Origin of the sequence: Citrobacter sp. RHBSTW-00017, from assembly GCF_013797615.1 — a bacterium.
In the GTDB taxonomy this organism is placed as follows: Bacteria; Pseudomonadota; Gammaproteobacteria; order Enterobacterales; family Enterobacteriaceae; genus Citrobacter; species Citrobacter braakii.
This window is the reverse complement of record NZ_CP056899.1, coordinates 589,887-615,039: the sequence shown is the minus strand read 5'-3', so window position 1 is coordinate 615,039 and position 25,153 is coordinate 589,887. Positions and strand designations below refer to the sequence as shown.

The 25,153-nt window shown below is 49.9% G+C and carries 23 protein-coding genes and 1 other RNA gene; 13 read left to right on the top strand and 11 right to left on the bottom strand.

Translation table 11 applies throughout. From position 1 onward, the window contains the following. Positions 1-164: 164 nt before the first annotated feature. Both HV037_RS02975 and HV037_RS02970 read right to left on the bottom strand, forming a co-directional pair. Complete coding sequence (locus HV037_RS02975; RefSeq protein ID WP_103284270.1) at positions 165-689, bottom strand: phase 1 flagellin transcriptional repressor; 525 nt, start codon at positions 687-689, stop codon at positions 165-167. A gap of 80 nt (positions 690-769) precedes the next feature. After that, positions 770-2,233, bottom strand: a complete 1,464-nt coding sequence (locus HV037_RS02970; RefSeq protein ID WP_181500176.1) for a flagellin — start codon at positions 2,231-2,233, stop codon at positions 770-772. A gap of 449 nt (positions 2,234-2,682) precedes the next feature. Between HV037_RS02970 and HV037_RS02965 the strand changes: the two genes are divergently transcribed. After that, a complete protein-coding gene (locus HV037_RS02965; RefSeq protein WP_046670230.1) occupies positions 2,683-3,261 on the top strand; it encodes a recombinase family protein in 579 nt (192 codons plus the stop codon). Positions 3,262-3,567: 306 nt separating this feature from the next. On the opposite strand, the gene HV037_RS02960 is transcribed toward HV037_RS02965, so the two are convergent. The 7 genes from HV037_RS02960 to garP form a co-directional block, all read right to left on the bottom strand. Beyond that, positions 3,568-4,266: an inovirus-type Gp2 protein gene (locus HV037_RS02960; RefSeq protein ID WP_179952811.1), complete on the bottom strand. Its 699-nt coding sequence runs from the start codon at positions 4,264-4,266 to the stop codon at positions 3,568-3,570. 383 nt (positions 4,267-4,649) lie between these two features. Next, positions 4,650-6,044 carry a tyrosine-type recombinase/integrase gene (locus HV037_RS02955; protein WP_233896657.1) on the bottom strand — a complete coding sequence of 465 codons (1,395 nt, stop codon included), beginning with the start codon at positions 6,042-6,044 and terminating at the stop codon, positions 4,650-4,652. Positions 6,045-6,333: 289 nt separating this feature from the next. Next, positions 6,334-6,710, bottom strand: an RNA gene (gene rnpB / locus HV037_RS02950) — RNase P RNA component class A. Positions 6,711-6,742: 32 nt separating this feature from the next. Beyond that, entirely contained in the window at positions 6,743-7,888 is a 1,146-nt protein-coding gene (gene garK, locus HV037_RS02945; RefSeq protein ID WP_047358544.1) for a glycerate 2-kinase, read from the bottom strand. Positions 7,889-7,954: 66 nt separating this feature from the next. After that, entirely contained in the window at positions 7,955-8,845 is an 891-nt protein-coding gene (gene garR, locus HV037_RS02940; protein WP_016154635.1) for a 2-hydroxy-3-oxopropionate reductase, read from the bottom strand. A gap of 30 nt (positions 8,846-8,875) precedes the next feature. After that, entirely contained in the window at positions 8,876-9,646 is a 771-nt protein-coding gene (gene garL / locus HV037_RS02935) for a 2-dehydro-3-deoxyglucarate aldolase (RefSeq protein ID WP_016157546.1), read from the bottom strand. Positions 9,647-9,661: 15 nt separating this feature from the next. Continuing rightward, complete coding sequence (garP, locus tag HV037_RS02930; protein ID WP_003024898.1) at positions 9,662-10,996, bottom strand: galactarate/glucarate/glycerate transporter GarP; 1,335 nt, start codon at positions 10,994-10,996, stop codon at positions 9,662-9,664. A gap of 403 nt (positions 10,997-11,399) precedes the next feature. On the opposite strand from garP, the gene garD reads away from it, so the two are divergent. From garD to HV037_RS02890, 8 genes are all read left to right on the top strand, one after another. After that, entirely contained in the window at positions 11,400-12,971 is a 1,572-nt protein-coding gene (gene garD, locus HV037_RS02925; RefSeq protein ID WP_016154637.1) for a galactarate dehydratase, read from the top strand. A 176-nt stretch (positions 12,972-13,147) separates the two neighbouring features. Beyond that, positions 13,148-14,002 (top strand): tagatose bisphosphate family class II aldolase, encoded by an 855-nt coding sequence (locus tag HV037_RS02920; RefSeq protein ID WP_103284275.1) that lies wholly within the window; start codon positions 13,148-13,150, stop codon positions 14,000-14,002. Between the two features lie 132 nt (positions 14,003-14,134). Beyond that, positions 14,135-15,406, top strand: a complete 1,272-nt coding sequence (gatZ, locus tag HV037_RS02915) for a tagatose-bisphosphate aldolase subunit GatZ (protein ID WP_029139671.1) — start codon at positions 14,135-14,137, stop codon at positions 15,404-15,406. 14 nt (positions 15,407-15,420) lie between these two features. After that, positions 15,421-15,885: a PTS galactitol transporter subunit IIA gene (gene gatA / locus HV037_RS02910; RefSeq protein WP_019077770.1), complete on the top strand. Its 465-nt coding sequence runs from the start codon at positions 15,421-15,423 to the stop codon at positions 15,883-15,885. A gap of 29 nt (positions 15,886-15,914) precedes the next feature. Next, positions 15,915-16,199, top strand: a complete 285-nt coding sequence (gatB, locus tag HV037_RS02905) for a PTS galactitol transporter subunit IIB (protein ID WP_003828616.1) — start codon at positions 15,915-15,917, stop codon at positions 16,197-16,199. A 4-nt stretch (positions 16,200-16,203) separates the two neighbouring features. Beyond that, entirely contained in the window at positions 16,204-17,577 is a 1,374-nt protein-coding gene (locus HV037_RS02900) for a PTS galactitol transporter subunit IIC (RefSeq protein ID WP_016154648.1), read from the top strand. A gap of 44 nt (positions 17,578-17,621) precedes the next feature. Further along, complete coding sequence (gene gatD / locus HV037_RS02895) at positions 17,622-18,665, top strand: galactitol-1-phosphate 5-dehydrogenase (RefSeq protein ID WP_049042724.1); 1,044 nt, start codon at positions 17,622-17,624, stop codon at positions 18,663-18,665. A 111-nt stretch (positions 18,666-18,776) separates the two neighbouring features. After that, on the top strand, positions 18,777-19,550 hold the full coding sequence (locus HV037_RS02890; RefSeq protein WP_003828620.1) for a DeoR/GlpR family DNA-binding transcription regulator: 774 nt from the start codon (positions 18,777-18,779) through the stop codon (positions 19,548-19,550). Here the strand turns inward: HV037_RS02890 and HV037_RS02885 are convergent. Beyond that, on the bottom strand, positions 19,547-20,560 hold the full coding sequence (locus tag HV037_RS02885) for a Fic family protein (protein ID WP_103284276.1): 1,014 nt from the start codon (positions 20,558-20,560) through the stop codon (positions 19,547-19,549). The two genes, HV037_RS02890 and HV037_RS02885, sit on opposite strands and share 4 nt — an antisense overlap. Positions 20,561-20,562: 2 nt before the next feature. Further along, on the bottom strand, positions 20,563-21,426 hold the full coding sequence (rsmI, locus tag HV037_RS02880; RefSeq protein WP_016154652.1) for a 16S rRNA (cytidine(1402)-2'-O)-methyltransferase: 864 nt from the start codon (positions 21,424-21,426) through the stop codon (positions 20,563-20,565). 63 nt (positions 21,427-21,489) lie between these two features. Here rsmI and HV037_RS02875 point away from each other — a divergent pair, with 63 nt between their 5' ends. From HV037_RS02875 to dolP, 4 genes are read left to right on the top strand one after another with little or no spacing between them, the layout of a single operon-like run. Continuing rightward, on the top strand, positions 21,490-23,541 hold the full coding sequence (locus tag HV037_RS02875) for a penicillin-binding protein activator (RefSeq protein ID WP_046275524.1): 2,052 nt from the start codon (positions 21,490-21,492) through the stop codon (positions 23,539-23,541). Continuing rightward, positions 23,499-23,894 (top strand): YraN family protein, encoded by a 396-nt coding sequence (locus HV037_RS02870; protein WP_019077774.1) that lies wholly within the window; start codon positions 23,499-23,501, stop codon positions 23,892-23,894. Before HV037_RS02875 ends, HV037_RS02870 begins: the two co-directional genes overlap by 43 nt. A 34-nt stretch (positions 23,895-23,928) precedes the next feature. Continuing rightward, complete coding sequence (gene diaA / locus HV037_RS02865; protein WP_003024948.1) at positions 23,929-24,519, top strand: DnaA initiator-associating protein DiaA; 591 nt, start codon at positions 23,929-23,931, stop codon at positions 24,517-24,519. 9 nt (positions 24,520-24,528) lie between these two features. Continuing rightward, complete coding sequence (gene dolP, locus HV037_RS02860; protein ID WP_003024954.1) at positions 24,529-25,104, top strand: division/outer membrane stress-associated lipid-binding lipoprotein; 576 nt, start codon at positions 24,529-24,531, stop codon at positions 25,102-25,104. The last annotated feature ends 49 nt before the right edge of the window (positions 25,105-25,153 follow it).

Sequence of the window (25,153 nt, the reverse complement as noted above, 5' to 3'; positions counted from 1 at the left end):
CCGATAACGAATCTCAGGGCTACATCTAGCGGCCTCCTTTCGTAACGTCATATTGAAAAAAACAAGATGTAAGATCAGCTAACTGGATCTTGAATTAGGGACATTTTATCTTTACCAAATACCCTATTACAAAGCTACCGATAACTAACTGATAATATGAAAGTTTAATCAGAATAATCCGAAGAAGTTATTCTACTCACCCAGTCAAACATGATCTGCATATGGTTGCCATTAGGTCTAATCATTCCGACTTGACAAGCATTAACGCCAGTTGTTTCCCCTATCAGAACACGCCCATCTAGCATATGTACTTTAATGCCTACCCCTTGTTTGAAACACTTATTGCAGATAGAGAAAAAGTCTTTTCTTGTTGGATCACATGGCTGAACATTAAAAATATCAGCAGCAATAAGCCTTGTGGTTAAATTTTCACCCATCGGCAATTCTTCGAGTGATGCGAGAAACTCAAGTTTGACTTCAATTCTATTGCTTCCCTTGGCTTCATCAGATGCCAAGATCACATTCTCTTTCTGGTTAAACTTTGAAATATAACCAATTATTGATTGCCCATTGCAGCTTACCAGCTTCACAAGATAATCATTGAAGCGTAGAAATTGTATCCTGCGAGCAAGCATAGAATATTCTCGGGGCCATTTTTCCGCTTCTCGACCATATGAGATGTCATTCATAACTGTTGTACCTAATAACCAGTTTTTGCATATTAAACAGAAAAGCCCCGTAATCACGGGGCTTAGCACTATAAACTATATTAACGCAGAAGAGACAGTACGTTCTGCGGAACCTGGTTGGCCTGTGCCAGTACAGAAGTACCTGCCTGCTGCAGGATCTGTGCTTTAGACATGTTGGACACTTCGGTCGCATAGTCAGCATCTTCGATACGGCTACGAGCAGAAGTCAGGTTGTTAACGATGTTCCCAAGGTTGGTGATAGTGGAATCGAAACGGTTCTGTACCGCACCGAGATCACCACGTAAGGTATCAACCTGAGCAATCGCTTTATCTAATACATCTAACTGGTTACGTGTAGCTTCACTGGCTTTATCCTGCTCAACAAGTTTAGCGTTAGCAGTGCCTGCATTTTGAACAAAAATCTGTGCTGTTCCAGCATCATTGGATACGTTACCAGCAGAATCTACTTTGTAATTAGTACCTCCGGCTGTTAACTTACCACCAGTAATGCTTGCTTTCTGTTGAACAAGATCAGATTCTTTTGCTGCGGCGTTAGTTCCGTGCGTTGCCAGTTTATTCGTACCCTCATCATACAGAGAACCTCCAGCGACTGTTAACTTAGCACCTGCACCAGCAGTAGTTGTAGAACCAGCAACAGTTAAAGTGATCTCTTTACCGTCAATAGATGCTTTAAAGCTACCGTTTCCGTTTGCATCAGTATCACCAGCCGCTTTCCAAGTTGTTCCCTTCCAACTGAAGGTATTCCCTTGTTTTACATCTTTTGCCAAAACTGCCACATCTGTAGCAGTGGCTGCTGTATTCACAGCGGCATTTGTTTTGGTTGTAATCAATGCTCCTGAAGAAGCCCCTACGAATACAGCCTTATGATCAGTGTTAGTTGTAACAGCACCGCTTGTTACATCAACATCATATGCGGTCCCACCCAATGAATAAGTTTTTGAACCGGTAGCGCCAAAATCTTTTACTAACTGATCAGCAGTTGCAGCTTTGTCACCTGTAACACGGAAACCATTAAGCCCCAAAGTACCACTGGTGATTTCTTTAAGATTGATGGAAATGCTTTCATTATCATTTGCACCAACTTGAATTTTCAGGGTGTTATCCTGAGCTAGAACTTTCACTCCGTTAAACTGAGTCTGACCAGATACGCGGTCAATTTCACTCAGACGCTGAGTAATTTCAGCCTGAATAGAATCCAAATCGGAATCAGAGTTTGAACCATTAGCTGCCTGAACAGACAGTTCACGCACACGCTGTAGGTTGTTGTTGATTTCGTTCAACGCGCCTTCAGTGGTCTGTACGATGGATATACCATCATTAGCGTTACGGGAAGCCTGAGTCAGACCTTTAATGTTAGAGGTGAAGCGGTTGGCGATTGCCTGACCTGCAGCATCGTCTTTTGCGCTGTTGATACGCAGACCGGAGGACAGACGCTCGATAGCAGAGCTCAGGGAAGACTGATATTTGTTCAGGTTGTTCTGAGTCAACAGCGACAGGCTGTTGGTATTGATAACTTGTGCCATAAAATTTTCCTTTTGGGTGTATAAGCAGGCATGACTAGTTCATTCAAGTTATCGACCATTTTCAATTAAACTTTATTTTTTTTTGGATGTCAGCAATCTAATGTTTTTTAATGACTTTTTTAATAAGCCGATTACAATAGACACTTACTTGCCTTGTTATGAAGTTTTCAACATACCCTGTTATGTTCAGGCTCCCCACTTAAAATATCATTGACGGACTGTCCGATCGGTCAGGCAGGTTCTCGCCGCTCATAAGATTAGCTCCCGATGTTTTGCAAATATCATACGGGTGTCACCGAAGGTGGCGATCAGAATGGTATCAACAATCGAACGTTTTATGACACCAGTAAACCCTACCTTAAATTGGTGTCATTAAATTAGCATATTGACATTATGATACCATTAGTTAATTATGATACCGTTTTTGATACCAATCAGGGGGAGCGATTATGAGCCGTACATTTGCATATTGCCGTGTGTCCACCAGCGAACAGTCAACAGAAAACCAGATTATGGCGATTCGTCAGGCTGGCTATGAGGTGAATGATAACAGGGTGGTATCAGAAACCGTGTCAGGGGGAGTACAGGCAATGCAGCGCAAAGGCTTTGCTGATATGGTGACTCATAAACTGGAGGCTGGGGATCAGCTTGTGGTATTGAAACTGGACCGCCTGGGAAGGGACAACATCGACGTTCAGCAAACCATTACGATGCTGGTGGATAAAGGGGTTGATGTTGTTTCACTGGATCTGCCTGTGCGTAACCTTTCCAGCGCGGAAGGGAAGCTGATGCTGCAAATGTTTTCAGCGTTTGCAGAGTTCGAAAAATCCCGCATCATTGAACGCACAAAAGAGGGTTTAGTAAGAGCCAGGAAGGAAGGGAAGAAGTTAGGCCGTCCGGTTGCGGCAGATACCCTTCAGCGTGTACAGGAAGCCAGAGCTAAGGGGCTGAGTCAGTCCAAAGCTGCGTTAGAACTGAATTTAAGCCTCCCGACTATCAAACGAAACTGGAACATCAAAGAGGCATAAGATTTAACCTGTCTTCACTCAGATTCAGATGCTGCCCTGCCAGCGCGTGAGGCTTAATTATGGCTATTTTCGGGTCAATTAATCCGAAATATTCCGGCGACAGTAAATCCAGCGGAGCCGCACACCAGCTTAAATCTACGTGGAAAAGATAGTGATGGGGTGCTATATTTAAAAGTTAAGCTGTAGCATATGAGAGAAGGCGTCGTTAAACGCAATGAGCGCTATCGTGAGCAGTTTTTGTGGTGTAGGTAATGCGAAGGTACTGCTTCCTGATTTGAAGGCCGTAGAGAGCGTTACACGAAGGATTTAGCAATTATGGTTTTTATTGCTCAACTTTGATGTTGAGTGTACCCGATCCCCATTTCCGGTCTGATACTTCCCACGCTCTTTCGCCAGATACGATACCCACAGAAAAGGCCCCTCGAGCGTTTCCGGCTTATTTCTTTTGATAATGTAATGATTCGGATATCTTTCCGTTGTTTTTGGCAGCTCCACCAGCGCTGCTTTACCGCCCGTCAGACCCATCCAGATTTCAACAATACTTCCGGCAATGCCGCTTGTGGTTGTCCCAAGGCGTCTGACCTGTCGATGCGGGAGAGCAATCCAGCAATGGTAATGCACCTGTTTTGCTGTCTCTTTCTCCCGTACCCAGCCATAAGCAAAGTTGAGGATCGGTTCTGCTAATCCCTCAGGTCTGTTTAATTTAGACTTCAGGCGTTCACGTAGTTTTTTAAACAGGTCGCTTACCCACCTGTTACCTGTGTCTATTGGGGTATTCTCAGGTAAGCGTAAATCGAAGCGAGAGAAGTAAACCCGGCTGTAGATGGATAGTATCGCATCAAGCTGTTCTGCCACAGGGGTAAGGATATCAAGGCGAACACCAGACTGGTCGGTGGCGTTGATCGGGTAGGCGTAACCATGACGAATGAAAACATCACCTGTGATGACCCTGTAACGCCCGTGTGTATGAACTTTGGTTGTGTAAGGCGTAGCCTGTGTGAGCATTGACTGAATAGTTCCTTCTTCTGACACAACACCCCATAAGTTATTTATATAAACACCCTCGCGTACACGCACACACGTATAAGTTATTACCATCTGACCACCGTAAAACGGAGCGGTTACGGGTAGCACAAACCCCATCAGGCAAAGCTTGACGATAAAAAAGATGGATAAAATTTTTTCGAAGAAAGTTTACATGATGTAGATAACCCCAAAATAACAATAGCGCACAAGTCATGGCAGTGCAAAGATTATTTTTAATCTGCGGTATTTTTCGGGTTTGCTTCTGCCACTTTGCCGTTTTTGCTATAGCCTAATTCAATGCTTCACAAGCGATAAGTGCTTGGCTATGGTCCAGCAACCCCATTGAATTAGAATGACTATCACTAAAACCAATCAACACTATCAACAACTGGAAGCAAATCCGAAACTTTCATCTTGCCCGTATAAACCTTGGTTTGCCCTTGATTTGAATGTTCGTGACCTATCGTTTGCTGAACAAGTGTGAGGGTGTGCTTTGCCTGAATCTCAGTTACGAAAGTGTGACGTAAGCTATGCACAATACGTCTATTTTTATAATCATCAAGATAATCAATACCCAATTGCTCACGTATCGCATGGAAAAGCCGCGTTACCTGACTTGTATTAGTGATTTCTGGGAACAAGTTGGCATCTGCCTTTTTGCTATCCAAATAATCCAAAAAACCCATATTGATCAAACGTTTTGAGATAGGAACCTGCCGAATCCCCGCCTCAGTCTTACTATCTCCGATCATGATGTAATACCGTTGGCTATCGTCGTCCAAGCGCACATCTGAAACCTTCAGTTTTGCGATTTCAGAACGACGGGCCCCTGTATACGCTAGCAACAAAAAACCCCATTTATTCCAACCATCTAATGTCGCGAAGTGTTCTACCATCTTTCTCATTTCTGTACGATTGTAATGGCCGTAGCTGTGACTTTTTGCTTCATACTTGACGTTGTTTGTAGGCGGTAATTCAAGAATATCCTCTTCTTTGGTCAGGTAGGTTGAAAATAACCCCTGACAAAGTTTCAGATAATCTTTGACCGTTTTTGATGAAACTAAGTCTTCTTCTGGAACTTCATCCAAATCTAAACATTGCTGGATAGTCATCCTGTTGTATGGCCTCTTGTTTTGGCGAGGAAGACCTTCAACGACTTCAAGCAAGTGTTTAATATCGCGCCGAGTGATTTCAGTAACTAACGTATCAGCACCAAGAACCATCTCTATCACTTCATAATATTTCTCATTACCCTGTCGAATCTTAGGCACCCAATCAGACTTAAATGCGAGAAATCCCTGCCATGCCTTAGATAAAGTAATCCCAGAGGCCAATGATTCTTCAGGTTTATCGGCTACGGTAGGCGCATAGTGGTTGTCTGGACGCATGGAGTTAACAATCTGTTGGTAATCAGAATGTCGCTGATCCATAAAGGCTATATTTGCATCGCAATAGTGTCTCCAGAGGAGGTCATACTGTGAAGCCACATTATCGATTTCATCCTCCATGCCCGTAAGATCAAACTGGCTACCAAGTTGTTCTATAACTGAATCTGTCGATAGCGGCTCAACATCTTGTTTGAAGGTTCCATCAAGTAGCAATCCAACATCAAGCGCAATACGTTTTTCACGGGCCAATGAACCTGATTTTCGCAAGGTACTACGTACAGTAGAGGGGATTTTTTTCGCTGCGGCATAAAAACCTGCCTGAATTTCAAGCAAATACTTATCAATATCGTCTTGTTCTAACTTCTTCATTTTCTGCACTATATCCATTAATAGCGTTGCTTCCATCTTGGACGATTTTACAAGAGAAATAAACATAGAGAGGCGAGAAGATATAAATCTTGCTCTGTTGGCTGAATCGCTACCCAAAGACATGCGAAAGAATCGGCCTGTAGATAGCCTGAAATGAAGGCAGTAGCGATTGCCACGCTTAATAATATTCGGGATGGAACAACCGTTGGTATGTCTCGTTTGTATCACAGTCTGTGTCACATTTTCACCTATTAAGGCCTGAGACACACCAACGTATTGTTTTAGAAGAAGTTGAAGCTGACCGATAAGCCGGGTTCTGTCGTGGACAGTCATTCATCTAGGCCAGCAATCGCTCACTGGCTCAAGCAGCCTACCCGGGTTCAGTACGGGCCGTACCTTGTGAACCCCTATTTGGCCTTGCTCCGGGTGGAGTTTACCGTGCCACGGACTGTTACCAGCCGCGCGGTGCGCTCTTACCGCACCCTTTCACCCTTACCTGATCCCACTTGCGTGGGCCATCGGCGGTTTGCTCTCTGTTGCACTGGTCGTGGGTTTCCCCCCCAGGCGTTACCTGGCACCCTGCCCTATGGAGCCCGGACTTTCCTCCCCTCCGCCCGTCTCCCCCGAAGAGGACGACGACGAAGCGGCGACTGTCTGGTCAGCTTCGGCGCGCAGTATAGAGGGTTTGCGGGGCATTGTCACCCCGCACTGCGCATTCCTATCGCCAACGTGGCGGCGATGTTTCTTGAAGCGCGATAAATATTATCAAATGCCCCACGAAAGGCCTCTTCCAGCGTGCTGATGGTGGTTAATACGCTAAACACCGCATCGATACCATATTGATGCACCACCTCCACATCGCGCGTCAGGCTGCCGCCAATACCAATTACCGGCTTGTGGTACTTCTTCGCGACATTCGCCACACCCACCGGCACTTTGCCGTGAATGCTCTGGCTGTCAATCCGCCCTTCTCCGGTCACCACCAGCGTACAGTCATGAATATGCTCTTCCAGATTGAGCGCCTGGGTCACAATCTCAATACCACTGCGCAGCTCCGCACCTAAAAAAGCCATTAATGCGGCACCCATTCCGCCAGCCGCACCAGAGCCAGGAACGTCTTTCACATCAACCCGCAGCGATTTTTTAATGATGTCGGCATAGTGAGACAGATTGCGGTCCAGTTCGATAATGCGTTCTTCCGTCGCCCCTTTCTGCGGGCCAAAAATGCGCGAAGCGCCAGTATCGCCGGTAAGTGGATTGGTCACATCGCAGGCCACGCGAATTGAGCAGGTTTTTAAGCGCGGATCCAGGCCCGTTATATCGATGGTGTTCAGACTCTCCAGGCTTCCACCACCGTTGCCAATCTCTGTCCCGTTAGCGTCGCAGAGTTTCGCCCCCAGCGCCTGCACCATACCCGCGCCGCCATCGTTGGTCGCACTGCCGCCAATACCAATAATGATGCTCTGCGCACCGCTATCCAGCGCCTGCAAAATCAACTCCCCGGTGCCACGCGACGTGGTGACTAACGGGTTACGCTTTTCAGGAGGAACTAACGCTAGACCGCTGGCTGCCGCCATTTCGATAAACGCGGTTTTACCATCTCCAGACATGCCCCAGCAGGCATTCACTTTTTCGCCCAACGGCCCTGTCACCCACGCTGAATGTTCACTCCCCTGCGTAGCGGCAATCATGGCTTCGACCGTTCCTTCACCGCCATCGGCAACCGGGACAGAAACATATTGCGCATCGGGGAAAATTTCCCGAAATCCTTTTTCTATTGCCTGAGCTACCTCGGTGGCAGAAAGGCTTTCTTTATAAGAGTCTGGGGCAATTACGATTTTCATAGTTATGTAGCCTGACAGTGCCGCGCAAGGCAAGAAATACAGGGCGCGCATCCGCGCCCTTCTTGTTTAGCGAGTGACTTCCACTTTCGCCAGTTTTTCGTAGTAGCATGCGAGTGCGCTATGATCAGCGGTGCCCAGCCCATCAGCGCGTAGCGCCTGCATCATCTCCATGACTGCAGCAGTCAGCGGTAACTGAGCGCCAACGCCATGAGAGGTATCCAGCGCGTTCGCCAGATCTTTAATATGCAGGTCGATACGGAAACCCGGCTTAAAGTTTCTGTCCATAACCATTGGCGCTTTCGCATCCAGTACGGTGCTTCCCGCCAGCCCACCACGGATCGCCTGATACACCAGATCCGGGTTTACGCCCGCTTTGGTCGCCAGCGTCAGCGCTTCCGACATCGCCGCAATGTTCAGCGCCACAATCACCTGATTCGCCAGCTTGGTGACGTTACCCGCGCCGATATCACCGGTATGTACCACGGAACCTGCCATCGCCTTCATCAGATCGTAATATTTGTCAAAAATCGCTTTATCACCGCCAACCATCACCGACAGAGTACCGTCGATAGCTTTCGGTTCACCGCCGCTTACCGGCGCGTCCAGCATATCCACGCCTTTCGCTTTCAGCGCGTCGCTGATTTCACGGCTGGCTAACGGCGCGATGGAGCTCATGTCGATCAGCACTGTCCCCGGTTTCGCCCCTTCAATAATGCCGCCCTCTCCCAGCGCCACTTCTTTCACATGCGGAGAATTCGGCAGCATGGTGATGATCACATCGCACTGCTCGGCAATATCTTTCGCCGTGGCGGCGGTTTCTGCGCCTGCGGCAATCACTTCCGCAATGGATTCCGGGTTACGGTCAGCAACCACCAGCGAGTAACCTGCCTTGAGGAGGTTTTTACTCATTGGTTTACCCATAATACCGAGGCCAATAAAACCAACTTTCATTGTCATGTCTTTATCTCTCTCTACTGTCGAGGGGGGTTATTTCTTAAAAGAATCAGCCAATTTTTGCGTGGCTGAACGGAACACGCCAAGATCGCTGCCAACGGCAACAAACGTCGCGCCCCACTCCAGATAACGACGCGCATCCGCCTCTACCGGGGCCAGAATGCCGCTTGGTTTGCCGTGTGCTTTCGCGCGGGCAAAAATGTGCTGGATAGCTTTCTGCACATCAGGATGTGACGCATTGCCGAGGTGGCCTAACGCCGCAGCCAGATCGCTTGGGCCGACGAAGACCCCGTCGACACCTTCTGTCGCCGCGATTGCGTCAACGTTATCAACGCCCTGCTGACTTTCGATCTGCACGATGATGGTGATGTTCTTATTCGACTGCGCAAAGTAGTCCGGTACGGTGCCAAACATATTGGCGCGATGGGATACGGACACGCCGCGAATACCTTCCGGCGGATAGCGGGTCGACGCCACGGCGTTCACCGCCTCTTCTTCCGTCTCCACGAACGGGATCAGGAAGTTGTAAAATCCGATATCCAGCAGGCGTTTGATAATTACCGGCTCGTTGGTCGGTACGCGCACTACCGGCGCGCTGGTGCTGCCTTTCAGCGCCATCAATTGCGGGATAAACGTCGATATGTCGTTCGGCGCGTGTTCGCCGTCCAGCACCAGCCAGTCAAAACCCGCCAGGCCTAAAACTTCGGTACTGATTGGGCTGGCTAATGCAGACCAGCAGCCAATCTGAATCTGTTGCGCCGCGAGAGCCGCTTTAAACTTATTCGGAAAAATCGTGTTATTCATCGCTTACACCTTTGTTTATTTCTGCAATTCCATACGTTTAATGTCACCGACAATAAACAGGTAGCAAACCATTGCCATCAGCGCCGAGCACCCTACAAACATCAGCGCAGCATTAAATGAGTGCAGCTCGCTCACCAGATACCCAATCACCAGCGGGGTGACGATGGAAGCCACATTGCCAAATACGTTAAATACCCCACCGCACAGACCGACAATCTCTTTCGGCGCAGTATCGGAAATCACCGGCCACCCCAGCGCCCCGAAGCCTTTACCGAAGAACGCCAGCGCCATCAGCGCCACCACCAGGGTGGTGTTATCGGTGTAGTTACACAGAATAATGGTCGAGGCGAGCAGCATTCCGAGCACAATCGGCAGCTTACGTGCCAGAGTGATGCTGAAGCCACGTTTAATCAGATAATCAGAGAACACGCCGCCGAGTACGCCACCGGCAAATCCGCACAGCGCAGGAATCGAAGCCACCAGGCCCACTTTCAGGATCGACATGCCTTTTTCCTGTACCAGGTAAATCGGGAACCAGGTGAGGAAAAACCAGGTAATTGTGTTGATAAAATACTGTCCGAAGAACACGCCGAGCATCATACGGTTAGTGAGCAACTGCTTGATATAATGCAATTTAGGACCGCCTGACTTCACATCACCCGGCTTTTTATGGTCCATATCCACGACCGCGCCGTTTTCAGAGATAAACTTCAGCTCTTCTTGCGACATACGCGGGTGATCGGTTGGGTTATGAATAAACTTTACCCACAGCCCGGTGAGCACAAAACCAATCACGCCCATCACGGTAAAGACATGTTCCCAGCCCCAGGCGAAGGTCAGCCAGCCCAGCAGCGGCGAAAACAGCGCCAGAGAGAAATACTGTGCGGAGTTAAAAATTGCGGACGCCGTACCGCGCTCTTTCGTCGGGAACCAGGCCGCCACGATCCGGGCATTCGCCGGGAAGGACGGCGCTTCCGAGAAGCCCAGCATAAAGCGCATGATGAACATTGAAATACCCGCCCAGGCCAGCGGGAACATGTCGACAAAGCCCTGCAGGAAGGTAAACAGCGACCAGAAGAACAGGCTGTAGGTGTAGACTTTCTTTGAACCGAACTTATCCAGCAGCCAGCCGCCGGGGATTTGCATTAACAGGTAAGCCCAGCCGAAAGCGGAGAAAATGTACCCCATAGAGATGGCACTGAGCTGTAACTCTTTCGCCACTTCCGTGCCGGCAATTGACAGCGTTGCACGGTCCGCATAGTTAACGGCTGTAACGATAAATATTATCAGCAATATTAAGTAACGGGTGTGCGTGCCTTTCTTTTTCTCGACAACTGTATCCAGAATCATTCTAATTACCTCGGGTACATTAAATTTTTATTATTATTGGGTAGATATTCCTGGTGATAAATTACTGATAATAAGAATGCATAATAATTTATCAGACGTTATGAAACCGTGATTTAGTATAATCAGCAGCGCCACGTTAATCATTGTGCAAGTGCTCATTAAACATGCGTTATTAAAATAATGTTTTGGGCATATGCACACATACATGGGCGCTAATGCACACATTTACGTATTGCTACCCCTGGTGGGGCGGCCTTGCTGAGTTTAAGTGATCATCATCACATTCTTGGCGATAAACTCCTGACATTCTTATTTCACGATACCGAATCTTTATTACTTATAATTAGATTCAAAATATAAATATCCAAACTATTATCACCATCTTGTTGGAGAATACTGGACAATGGCCGACATCGAAATCAGACAAGAATCGCCAACGGCGTTTTATATTAAAGTTCACGAAACAGATAATGTGGCGATAATTGTCAATGACAATGGTCTGAAAGCTGGGACGCGTTTTCCAGACGGACTGGAACTCATTGAACATATTCCCCAGGGACATAAAGTGGCGCTCTTGGATATTCCTGTTCGCGGCGAAATCGTGCGTTATGGCGAAGTGATAGGCTATGCCGTTCGCGATATCCCACGCGGCAGCTGGATTGATGAATCAATGGTTGAGCTACCCAAGGCCCCGCCGCTGGAGACGCTGCCGCTGGCAACCAAAGTGCCAGAGCCGCTGCCGCCTCTTGAGGGTTACACCTTCGAAGGTTATCGCAATGCGGACGGTAGTGTCGGCACCAAGAATCTGCTCGGTATTTCCACCAGCGTGCACTGCGTGGCGGGCGTGGTGGATTATGTGGTGAAAATCATTGAGCGCGATCTGCTGCCCAAATACCCGAACGTTGACGGCGTGGTCGGACTCAATCATCTGTACGGCTGCGGCGTGGCGATTAATGCCCCAGCCGCCATCGTGCCGATTCGTACCATTCACAATATTGCGCTAAACCCGAACTTTGGCGGTGAAGTGATGGTCATTGGCCTCGGCTGCGAAAAACTGCAGCCAGAGCGCCTGCTGGAAGGCACGCACGATGTGAAAAGTATTCCGGTCGACAGCGCCAGCATCGTCAGCCTGCAGGATGAAAAACACGTTGGCTTTCAATCGATGGTTGCCGATATTTTGCAGGTGGCCGAACGCCATCTGGCAAAACTCAATCAACGCCAGCGTGAAACCTGCCCGGCGTCAGAACTGGTGGTCGGCATGCAGTGCGGCGGCAGCGATGCGTTTTCAGGCGTGACGGCCAACCCGGCGGTCGGTTATGCCTCCGACCTGTTAGTACGCTGCGGCGCCACCGTAATGTTCTCTGAGGTTACCGAAGTGCGCGATGCCATCCATCTTCTGACCCCACGTGCGATTAACGAAGAAGTAGGTAAACGCCTGCTTGAAGAGATGGCCTGGTACGATAACTACCTTGATATGGGCAAAACGGATCGCAGCGCCAACCCTTCTCCAGGCAACAAGAAAGGCGGTCTGGCAAACGTGGTGGAAAAAGCGCTGGGTTCTATTGCCAAGTCTGGCAAGAGCGCGATTGTCGAAGTCTTGTCGCCGGGCCAACGCCCAACCAAACGCGGCCTGATTTACGCGGCTACACCCGCCAGTGATTTTGTCTGCGGTACGCAGCAGGTCGCTTCCGGGATCACCGTGCAGGTGTTCACCACCGGTCGCGGTACGCCGTACGGCCTGATGGCCGTGCCGGTGATAAAAATGGCGACCCGTACCGAGCTGGCCAACCGTTGGTTTGACCTGATGGACATCAACGCAGGCACCATCGCCACCGGGGAAGAAACCATTGAAGACGTGGGTCTGAAACTGTTCGAGTTTATTCTCGACGTCGCCAGCGGGCGTAAGAAAACCTTCTCGGATCAATGGGGACTGCATAACCAACTGGCGGTGTTTAACCCGGCGCCAGTGACCTGATTATCCACGTTTTTTCTTCATGAGCATGCCTTCGGGCATGCTTTTTTTTGCCATATACTTTCGCAACCCTCCCTTTTCTTTCGAAACTTTCATTTATCAGATCAAAATCACAAAAAAACGTTACGAAACCCTATACTTTATTTCGAAGAAAGCAATCGAAAGACTTCGGAGGAAGTATGTTTATCATCTCAAGCAAAATGATGCTGAAGAAGGCACAGCGAGAAGGCTATGCCGTACCGGCGTTTAACATTCACAACCTGGAGACCTTACAGGTTGTCGTGGAAACAGCAGCCGAACTACGCTCTCCGTTGATCGTCGCCGGCACGCCTGGCACTTTTAGCTATGCCGGTGTCGGTAATATCGTTGCAATCGCCAGTGAACTGGCAAGATGCTGGAACCATCCTCTCGCCATCCATCTCGATCACCATGAAAGCGCCACCGATATTGAAGAGAAAGTCGCTACAGGTATTCGCTCCGTCATGATCGATGGTTCCCATCTGCCGTTTGTCGACAACATTGCGTTAGTTAAACACGTAACAGATTACTGCCATCGCTATGACGTTAGCGTTGAAGCTGAGCTGGGACGGTTGGGTGGACAAGAAGATGACCTAATCGTGGACGGAAAAGATGCGCTTTATACCCACCCAGAACAGGCTCGGGAGTTCGTGGAAAAAACCGGTATCGACTCACTGGCGGTCGCGATTGGCACGGCTCATGGACTGTATAGCACTGAACCTAAACTGGATTTTGAACGGCTAACAGAAATTCGTCAGTCCGTTGATATTCCACTGGTTCTACATGGCGCATCCGGCCTGCCAGCACATGATATTAAGCGCGCCATCTCTTTAGGGATCTGCAAAGTCAACGTCGCTACCGAACTCAAAATCGCCTTTTCTGGCGCACTCAAAACCTATCTGAGTACACATACCAATGCGAATGACCCACGGCATTACATGATGCCAGCAAAAGCCGCCATGAAAGAAGTGGTACGTAAAGTCATTGCGGACTGCGGTTGCGAAGGGAAACTATAAGTAACTGATTAATATGAATTGTATGAATTCTGGCAAAGGTCTGTTTTAAAGCTGGATCACGAAAGCTGCTTTTACCCTTTGCCTTCAATCCAAAAATATTATGAAGATAAACAAAAGATATCGGAGATAGAAGTGAAAGAAATAATCTCTCGTCATAAAGCAGGTGAACATTTAGGTATTTGTTCTGTTTGTTCAGCACATCCGTTGGTCATTGAATCCGCATTACGCTTTGATCTCAATACGGACAGTAAAGTTCTGATCGAAGCAACGTCTAATCAGGTTAATCAGTTTGGTGGCTATACCGGGATGAAACCCGCCGATTTCCGTGATTTTGTCTATGGCATCGCACAAGAAATTGGCTTCCCTCGAGAAAGACTGATCCTGGGGGGCGATCACCTCGGCCCTAACTGCTGGCAAAATGAAGTAGCGGCAGAAGCGATGGAGAAATCCGTAGCCTTGATTAAAGCTTACGTCGCCGCAGGATTCAGCAAAATCCATCTTGATGCTTCAATGTCCTGCGCTGACGATCCGACACCGCTAGACCCGATGGTTGTTGCTCAGCGAGCAGCCATACTTTGCCAGGCAGCAGAATCAACAGCAACCGAAGAACAGAAACGCCAACTGACTTACGTGATTGGCACTGAAGTTCCCGTACCTGGTGGAGAAGCCACCACCATCGGTACCGTTCATGTCACACGCGAAGAAGATGCCGCCCGGACACTGGAAACCCATCAGGTTGCCTTCAGTGCATTAGGGCTTGAAGAAGCGTTAACGCGCGTAATCGCCATTGTGGTCCAGCCCGGCGTCGAATTCGATCACACTCAAATTATTCACTATCAGCCACAAGCTGCAAAAGCGCTTTCCGCCTGGATCAAAGAGACCCCAATGGTCTACGAAGCGCATTCTACCGATTATCAAACCCGCCAGGCATACCGTGCGCTGGTACGCGATCACTATGCGATTTTGAAAGTAGGTCCAGCACTCACCTTCGCTCTGCGTGAAGCTATTTTTGCCCTTGCGCAAATGGAAAATGAACTGGTATCTCCGGAGCAAAGAAGCCGGGTATTGGAAGTGATTGACGAAGTTATGTTGAATGAACCGGACTACTGGAAAAAATACTATCGCCCAACCTGGAGTCAGGCGATGGTTGATATTCACTTCAGTCTCTCCGACCGTATTCGTTACTACTGGCCGCATCCCCGCATTCGTCAAAGCGTAGAGAAATTAATAACCAATCTTAATGACGTCGCTTTACCACTGGGGCTAATTAGCCAATTTATGCCCGTGCAATTTGAGCGTCTGTCTGAAGGAACGTTAACCGCGACGCCACACAATCTGATTATCGACAAAATTCAGGACGTTCTGCGCGCCTATCGCTTTGGTTGCGCACCAGCACTTGCCTGAAATCAGGAGAATATATGAGCCAACTTTTTGTCCGAACAGGAATCAACTTTAGCTCGTGTCAGCATGCGCTGACACATATTGGGGAGGAGATGCTGGCCAAAGGGGTCGTGCACGAAAGTTACCCGCAGGCCCTGATTGAGCGTGAAGCAACCTTTCCAACTGGAATAGCGCTGGAACGTCATGCCGTTGCGATTCCACATTGTGAAGCTGTCCATGCTAAATCTCCTGCTATCTATCTGATTCGCCCGGATACACCGGTCAACTTTCAACAAGCGGATGATGATGAAGAGATCGCCGTCTCTTTAATTATCGCCTTAATCGTTGAGAACCCGACGGCACAACTGAAGCTCCTGCGTCGTCTGTTTAGTGAGCTACAAAACCCGAACACCATTGAAGCATTACTGAATGCGCCCGATGCAGAACTGGCAATGCTCTTTCGGGAAAAAATCCTTGAGTCTGAGCTCTGCGCTCAGATTTGATAACAAACTGATAATAAAAGGAATACCCTATGAAACGTAAAGTAATTGTGGCCTGTGGCGGTGCTGTAGCAACTTCAACAATGGCTGCGGAAGAAATTAAAGAACTCTGTGAAGCCAACAATATACAACTCGACCTGGTTCAGTGTCGTGTAACAGAAATCGAAACCTATATGGACGGCGCAGACCTCATTTGTACCACGGCTCGCGTTGACCGTACATTTGGCGATATCCCGGTGGTTCACGGCATGCCTTTTGTCTCAGGCGTGGGTATCGAAGCATTGCAGCAAAAAATCCTGACCATCCTCGTGGGGTAACGCCATGTTTAGCGAAATAATGCGTTATATCCTCGATTTAGGTCCAACGGTTATGCTGCCGTTGGTGATCATCATCTTCTCAAAATTGCTGGGAATGAAGCTCGGGGATTGTTTTAAATCTGGTCTGCATATCGGGATTGGGTTTGTCGGCATCGGCCTGGTAATCGGCCTGATGCTGGACTCTATTGGACCTGCCGCAAAAGCAATGGCAGAACAGTTTCAAATCAACCTGCACGTCATCGATGTCGGCTGGCCTGGTTCATCACCGATGACCTGGGCTTCACAAATTGCGTTAATTGCGATTCCTGTCGCCATTGGGGTGAATATCCTGATGCTGGTTACCCGCATGACCCGCGTGGTGAATGTCGACATCTGGAATATCTGGCATATGACGTTTACCGGCGCCATGTTGCATCTGGCGACCGGTTCATACTGGTTGGGCATCCTCGGTGTGGTTGTTCATGCCGCCTTCGTCTACAAACTGGGCGACTGGTTTGCCAAAGACACGCGCGACTTTTTTGGTCTGGAAGGCATCGCCATTCCACATGGTTCCTCGGCATATCTGGGCCCGATAGCGGTCCTGGTTGATACGATCATTGAAAAAATCCCGGGTCTGAACCGCATTCATTTCAGTGCGGACGATGTACAAAAACGCTTCGGCCCCTTCGGCGAGCCCGTGACCGTCGGTTTTGTGATGGGGTTAGTGATCGGCATGCTGGCAGGGTATGACGTTAAAGCAGTGCTCCAACTGGCGGTGAAAACAGCTGCCGTTATGTTGCTCATGCCGCGCGTCATTAAACCGATTATGGATGGACTCACTCCCATTGCAAAGCATGCTCGCAAGCGCCTGCAGGCAAAATTTGGTGGACAAGAGTTCTTGATTGGCCTGGATCCTGCGCTACTGCTCGGCCATACGTCAGTGGTTTCCGCCAGTCTTATCTTTATCCCGCTGACCATTCTGATTGCCGTTCTGGTACCAGGAAACCAGGTTCTGCCATTCGGCGATCTCGCGACCATTGGTTTCTTTGTCGCCATGGCGGTAGCCGTTCATCAGGGAAACCTTTTCCGCACGCTGATCTCCGGCGTCATCATCATGGGTATCACCCTGTGGATAGCCACGCAAACCATTGGTTTACATACCCAGCTAGCCGCCAATGCGGGCGCATTGAAAGCTGGTGGCATGGTGGCTTCAATGGACCAGGGCGGTTCCCCAATCACCTGGCTGCTAATCCAGCTCTTCACCTGGCAGAACGTGGTGGGTTTCATCATTATCGGTGCTATTTACCTGTTGGGTGTACTGCTGACCTGGCGTCGGGCGCGTAATTTCGTGGCGGCTGAAAAAGCGGCAGCCATAACAGAAAGCCAGACCGCATCTTAATTTCTGGGGAGCATTTGCTCCCCTTCACTTTTCTGGAGACACTTATGAAATCAGTGGTTATTCACGCTGAGGGCGACGTACGCGTTGAAGAACGTCCCATACCACAACTACAAACTGATGAAGATGTACTGGTCAAGGTGGTCAGTTCAGGGCTTTGCGGCTCAGATATTCCCCGAGTTTTCAATCATGGTGCTCACTATTATCCAATCACACTTGGGCATGAGTTCAGTGGCTATGTTGAGTCTTACGGCGCGGGCGTAACCGATCTACAACCCGGAGATGCCGTTGCTTGCGTACCGCTGCTCCCCTGCTTCCACTGTCCTCAGTGTGAGCGTGGATATTTCTCATTGTGTAAGCAATATCAGTTTGTCGGATCGCGCAGCGAAGGCGGCAATGCAGAATATGTGGTGGTAAAACGCGCCAACCTGTTCCGCCTGCCTTCAGAAATGCCGATTGATGATGGCGCATTCATTGAGCCCATTACCGTTGGCCTGCATGCTTTTCACCTCGCTCAGGGATGCGAAGGCAAAAACGTGATCATCGTTGGTGCAGGTACTATCGGTTTACTGGCAATGCAATGTGCTCGCGAACTCGGCGCAAAAAGCATCACGGCGATTGATATCAACCCGCAGAAGCTGGCGTTAGCAAAAGAACTGGGTGCAACCTATGTATTTAACAGTCGGGAGATGAGTGCGACCGAGATCCACTCCGGTCTGGAGAACATTCAATTTGACCAACTCATCCTGGAGACTGCGGGAACCCCACAAACTGTTACTCTGTCGATCGAAATTGCCGGACCTCGCGCTCAACTGGCATTAGTCGGTACGCTGCATCACGATCTGGCGCTAGCTTCAGGTGTTTTTGGGCAAATATTGCGTAAAGAATTAACCATCCTTGGCAGTTGGATGAACTATTCCAGCCCATGGCCTGGAGAAGAGTGGGAAACCGCTGCCCGTTTACTCACGGAGAAACGCTTACAGCTTGAGCCGTTGATTGCCTACAGTGGTGATGCCGAGAGCTTTGCCAGCGCCGTCAAGTCACTCAATGGCGCGCCGATGCAGGGGAAAATTCTGCTCAAACTCTCCTGACCCAACGAGCCAGCAACCTGCGCTGGCTCACATTTACTTTCGAAATTTAGCGTTCACCTTTCGCAATCCTTCGATTAAACTAGTGGCAGTCAAATTATCAGGCAAATCAATATGAACTCATTTGAGAGAAGGAATAAAATTGTCGACCTGATTAATACGCAAGGTAGCGTACTGGTAATGGATCTTTCGAATACCTTTGGTATTTCTGAAGTAACCATTCGCGCCGACCTGCGGTTATTAGAAGAGAAGGGTCTGGTCACCCGTTTTCATGGCGGTGCGGCAAAACCAGGAAGCCATCTGGCTGAAGGTGACAATCAGGAAGTATTATTAGAAGACCGGTATCAGCTTGCCAGCGATCCCAAAAAGCGGATCGCTCAGGCTGCAACGGCAATGGTCGAGGAAGGAATGACCGTGATTCTGGATAGCGGAAGCACGACCTTACTGATCGCTGAGGCGCTAAACCGAAAAAGTAATATCACAGTTATTACCAATAGCCTGCCCGCTGCGTTTACGTTATCGGAAAACAAAGACATTACGCTGGTCGTCTGCGGCGGCACGGTGCGTCACAAAACTCATTCAATGCATGGCACTATCGCTGAACGTTCCCTTCAAGGGATAAGCGCAGACCTGATGTTCGTTGGCGCCGACGGGATTGATGCCACTAATGGTATAACGACATTCAACGAAGGCTATTCGATTAGTAGCGTGATGGCTGCTGCGGCACATAAGGTTATTGCCGTACTGGATGCAACAAAATTTAACCGACGAGGTTTTAATCAGGTACTTCCAATGGAGAAGATTAACTGCGTAATAACCGACGACAGTATCAGCAAACAGGATAAATCAGCGCTGGCCAAAACAGGGGTTGAACTGCTGGTCGTTTAAATTACCCTCCATAGCCCCCCTTTCGTCGCGCCAACGCGTTGCAGTTTGCCTTTTAGCTGCAACGCTTTCAGATAGCGTTCTACAGTTCGGGCTGAGATTTCACACTCATCAGCGATACTTTTGGCGGATCTGCCTGGCTGATTCGACAAGATTTGTAGTATGCGTTTTTCAATATCCAGTAAATCAGGCGACATTTCTTCCGACATTTCTTCCGACATTTCTTCCGACATTTCTTCCGACAGGGCTGATGATTTCCCCAATCCCTCTTGCAAAGCAGAGATGATGTTTTCAAGGATAAATTCTATAAATGGCGTGCAGCTACTTTGCCGATCGCACTGCCCTAACACCTGGTAGTAGCGATCCTGTTGGTAGTGGATCAGTGTCTCTACTGGTAACCACGCCAATTCCGATCGCCACTCACGGAGGATTAATGTCTGCCACAACCGGCCCATCCGTCCATTGCCGTCGGCAAAAGGATGAATGAATTCAAATTCATAATGGAAAATAGCACCAGCAATCAGTGGGTGGAGCTCTGTCGTTTTTAACCAGCCCAGTAGGTCATTCATCAATCGAAGAACTTGTGACGCCGGTGGGGCCATATGGATAAGCTGTTTCTCCCTGTAAACACCGACATTGCCGGTTCGCAATTGACCCGGGTTATCGACAAGCCCCATCATCAGGATTTGATGTGCCTGTAAAAGATCGGAGAGTCTTTCACTTTTCCACTCTGACATTTTTTCATAGGCCAGAATCGCATTTCTGACTTCCTGTATATCTTTAGCCGGAGCCAGAATACGTTTCCCCTCCATCAGAGCGGTGACTTGTTCCGTAGTCAACGAATTATGCTCAATCGCTAAAGAGGCCTGAATAGTGCGAATACGATTCTCTTTGCGCAAAAGAGGAGATGCCCTACCAGCCATCGCCGCCCAATTCCCCATCAACTCCCCAATTTCAATGACTTGATTGAGGATCAATGGAGTGATGACGAAAGGTGGTTGGTAGGTGCTCACTGTTACTCCCCCTGCTGTTCCAGCGCGTACTTATACAGCGCATTCTTCTTCACGCCGTGGATCTCAGCGGCCAGTGCGGCGGCCTTTTTCAGCGGCAGTTCTGCCTGCAATAAGGCCAACGTACGCAGCGCATCAGCCGGAAGGTCGTCTTCTTGCGCTTTGTGTCCTTCGACAATCAGCACCATTTCGCCTTTACGACGATTTTCATCTTCCTTGACCCACGCCAGCAGTTCGCCGACCGGCGCACCGTGAATGGTTTCCCAGGTTTTGGTCAACTCACGCGCCAACACCACGTAGCGGGATTCGCCCCAGACGGCAACCATATCTTCCAGGCTATCAAGCAGGCGGTGGGTGGATTCATAAAAAATAAGCGTACGCGGTTCAGCCTCAATGGCTTTCATCGCATCACGACGCCCTTTCGATTTGGCAGGCAGAAAACCTTCATAGCAAAAGCGGTCTGAAGGCAGACCTGCAGCGCTCAGGGCAGCAATCGCCGCGCAAGGGCCTGGCAGGGGAACAACGCGGATCCCTGCTTCGCGACAGGTCCGTACCAGATGGTAGCCAGGATCGTTAATCAGCGGCGTTCCGGCATCGGAAACCAGCGCAATGTTTTGCCCTTCTTTAAGCTTCGCCACCAGCGTTTCGGCCTTTTGTTGCTCGTTGTGATCATGTAAAGCGAACAAACGCGCGTTAATCGCGAAGTGTTGTAACAAGAGTCCTGTATGACGAGTGTCTTCAGCGGCAATCAAATCAACGGCTTGTAAAACTTCGAGCGCTCGTTGGGTAATATCAGCCAAATTTCCTATAGGAGTAGGTACAATAAAGAGTTGGCCTTGAGAATTATCCGCCGATTCGTGTTGTTTCATTGTGTCGTCCGTATTGCCGATTTAATATTGAGCATTGAGTAAAAAAATATCACTGGATACAGTATGGTACCCTCAACATTTTCTCGTTTGAAAGCCGCACGCGCGCTACCAGTCATTCTGGCTGCACTGATTTTTGCAGGCTGTGGCACCCAGGCACCAGACCAGAGTGCAGCCCATATGCAGGGCACTGCGCAGGCTGATTCCGGCTTTTATCTGCAACAAATGCAGCAAAGCTCAGATGATAGCAAGACCAACTGGCAATTACTCGCCATTCGTGCACTGCTGAAAGAAGGCAAGAGCCAGCAGGCTTTCGAGCTGTTCAACCAGCTACCACAGAAGCTAAGCGATACCCAGCGTCGTGAGCAGTCACTGCTGGCCGTCGAAATTAAGCTCGCGCAGAAAGATGTCGCTGGCGCACAGGCCCTGCTGGATAAGCTAACCCCCGCCGATTTTGATCAAAACCAGCAGGCGAGATACTGGCAGGCGCAAATCGACGTCAACCAGGGTCGTCCATCGCTGACTTTACTGCGCGCCCTGATCGCCCAGGAACCGCTGCTGGCCGCGAACGCTAAGCAGAAAAACATGGATGCCACCTGGCAGGCTCTGTCATCCATGACCCAGGAGCAAGCGCAGACGCTGGTCATCAATGCGGATGAAAACGTGCTGCAAGGCTGGTTAGATCTCCAGCGCGTCTGGTTCGATAACCGTAACGATCCAGACATGATGAAAGCCGGTATTGCTGACTGGCAGAAACGTTATCCACAAAACCCGGGGGCAAAACTGTTGCCAACGCAGTTGGTTAACGTGCAGAGCTTTAAACCCGCTTCCACCAGCAAAATTGCTCTGCTGCTGCCGCTGAACGGTCAGGCCGCTGTATTTGGCCGTACTATTCAGCAAGGCTTTGAAGCTGCGAAAAATATGGGTACTCAACCCGTAGCGGACCCTGCTGTTGCCGCGCCTGCTGCGGATACAGCGGCTGCGACGACCACGGAACAGCCGCAAACGACTGACGGTGTTGCCAGCCCGGCTCAGGCGTCAGTAAGCGATCTGACCAACGAGACGCCAGCACAGCCAGAAGCTACAGCCCCACAACCAACAGCGCCTGCGCAGCCAACAACCGCCAGCGCACCAGCGAATCCGTCCGCGGAGCTGAAAATCTACGACACGTCATCACAACCGCTGAATCAGATCCTGACTCAGGTTCAGCAGGATGGCGCCAGCATCGTGGTTGGCCCACTGTTGAAGAACAATGTTGAAGAGCTGATGAAAAGCAACACGCCATTAAACGTCCTGGCGCTTAATCAGCCGGAGTCGGTGAAAAACCTGCCGAACGTCTGCTACTTCGCTCTGTCGCCAGAAGATGAAGCGCGCGACGCAGCACGCCACATTCGCGATCAAGGAAAACAGACGCCGCTGTTGTTGATCCCGCGGAGTTCGTTAGGCGATCGCGTTGCCAACGCCTTTGCACAGGAGTGGCAAAAACTGGGTGGCGGCGTGGTGCTGCAGCAGAAGTTCGGCTCCACCGCTGAGCTGAAAATGGGCGTCAACGGCGGCTCGGGGATTTCCCTGACGGGTAGCCCGGTGGCCTCTTCTGTACCCGCGCAGCCTGGCGTGACGATTGGCGGTCTGACCATCCCGGCAGCACCTACCGATGCGCAAATCACCGGCGGCAGCGGTCGTGTTGATGCCGTATATATTCTGGCAACGCCGGAAGAAATTGCATTTATAAAGCCGATGATCGCCATGCGCAACGGTAGCCAGAGCGGTGCCACGCTGTACGCCAGCTCCCGTAGCGCGCAGGGAACTGCCGGCCCGGATTTCCGTCTGGAGATGGAAGGCTTGCAGTACAGCGAAATTCCGATGCTGGCAGGCGCTAACGCCCCTCTCATGCAGCAGGCGCTGGGCGCGGTTCGTAACGACTACTCGCTGGCACGTATGTACGCGATGGGCGTCGATGCCTGGTCGCTTGCCAACCACTTCTCGCAGATGCGTCAGGTGCAGGGTTTCGAAATTAACGGCAACACCGGAGCCTTAACCGCAACGCAGGATTGTGTGATTAACAGGAAGTTATCATGGCTCAAATACCAGCAAGGACAAGTCGTCCCCGCCAGTTAACGAGTAAACAGACCGGTGACGCGTGGGAATCCACCGCGCGTGACTGGCTGCAGAGCAAGGGACTGCATTTTATCGCCGCCAACGTGCATGAGCGTGGCGGCGAAATCGACCTGATAATGCGTGAAGGCAACACCACCGTATTTGTTGAGGTTCGCTATCGGCGCTCAGCCCAGTTTGGCGGTGCAGCGGCGAGTGTGACCCGGAGCAAACAACACAAATTATTACAGACTGCCCGCTTGTGGCTTGCGCGCCACAATGGAAGTTTTGATACTGTGGATTGCCGGTTCGATGTGTTAGCCTTCACCGGAAATGATGTTGAGTGGTTTAAGGACGCGTTCAACGACCGCTCATAGTTGAAGATTCAGAGCCTGGTTCTTAAGGATTAGCGTGTTAGATAGAATTAAAGTCTGCTTTACAGAAAGCATTCAAACTCAGATAGCTGCGGCTGAAGCACTTCCGGATGCGATCTCCCGTGCAGCCATGACGCTGGTTCAGTCCCTGCTCAATGGCAACAAAATTCTCTGTTGTGGTAATGGGACGTCCGCTGCCAACGCACAGCATTTTGCTGCCAGCATGATCAATCGTTTTGAAACAGAGCGCCCAAGTTTACCTGCGATTGCACTAAATACTGATAATGTGGTCTTAACTGCGATTGCCAACGATCGCCTGCACGACGAAGTTTATGCAAAACAAGTCCGTGCGCTGGGACATGCAGGTGATGTTCTGCTGGCAATCTCTACGCGTGGTAATAGCCGCGATATCGTAAAAGCCGTTGAAGCCGCCGTGACACGCGACATGACAATTGTCGCACTGACCGGGTATGACGGAGGGGAGCTGGCCGGGTTACTGGGGCCGCAGGATGTTGAAATCCGTATCCCTTCACACCACAGCGCCCGCGTTCAGGAAATGCATATGCTGACGGTCAACTGCCTTTGCGATCTCATCGATAACACGCTTTTCCCTCACCAGGATGATTAAGGAGTACACATGAAGGCATTTTCGCCGCTTGCTGTGATTATCGCTGCCCTGCTGCTGCAAGGCTGTGTCGCTGCCGCCGTTGTCGGAACTGCTGCTGTCGGCACCAAAGCCGCGACGGATCCTCGCAGTGTAGGCACCCAGGTAGATGACGGAACCCTGGAATTACGCGTCAATACCGCGTTGTCGAAAGATGCCCAGATCAAGAAAGAGGCGCGTATCAACGTGAGCGCGTATCAGGGTAAAGTGCTGCTGGTCGGTCAGTCGCCAAATAGCGAACTGTCTGCGCGGGCAAAACAGATTGCGATGGGTGTAGAAGGTACCACTGAGGTCTTTAATGAGATCCGTCAGGGTCAGCCAATCGGCCTGGGCGATGCGTCTAACGATACCTGGATAACCACTAAAGTACGTTCCCAGTTGCTGACCAGCGATCAGGTGAAATCCTCTAACGTGAAAGTCACCACCGAAAACGGGGAAGTGTTCCTGTTGGGTCTGGTGACTGAACGTGAAGCGAAGGCTGCGGCAGACATCGCCAGCCGGGTAAGCGGCGTGAAACGCGTCACAACGGCTTTTACGTTTATTAAGTAAGACTGCTACAAATGCCGGATGGGGACGCCAGAGCGTCCTCTCCGGCATT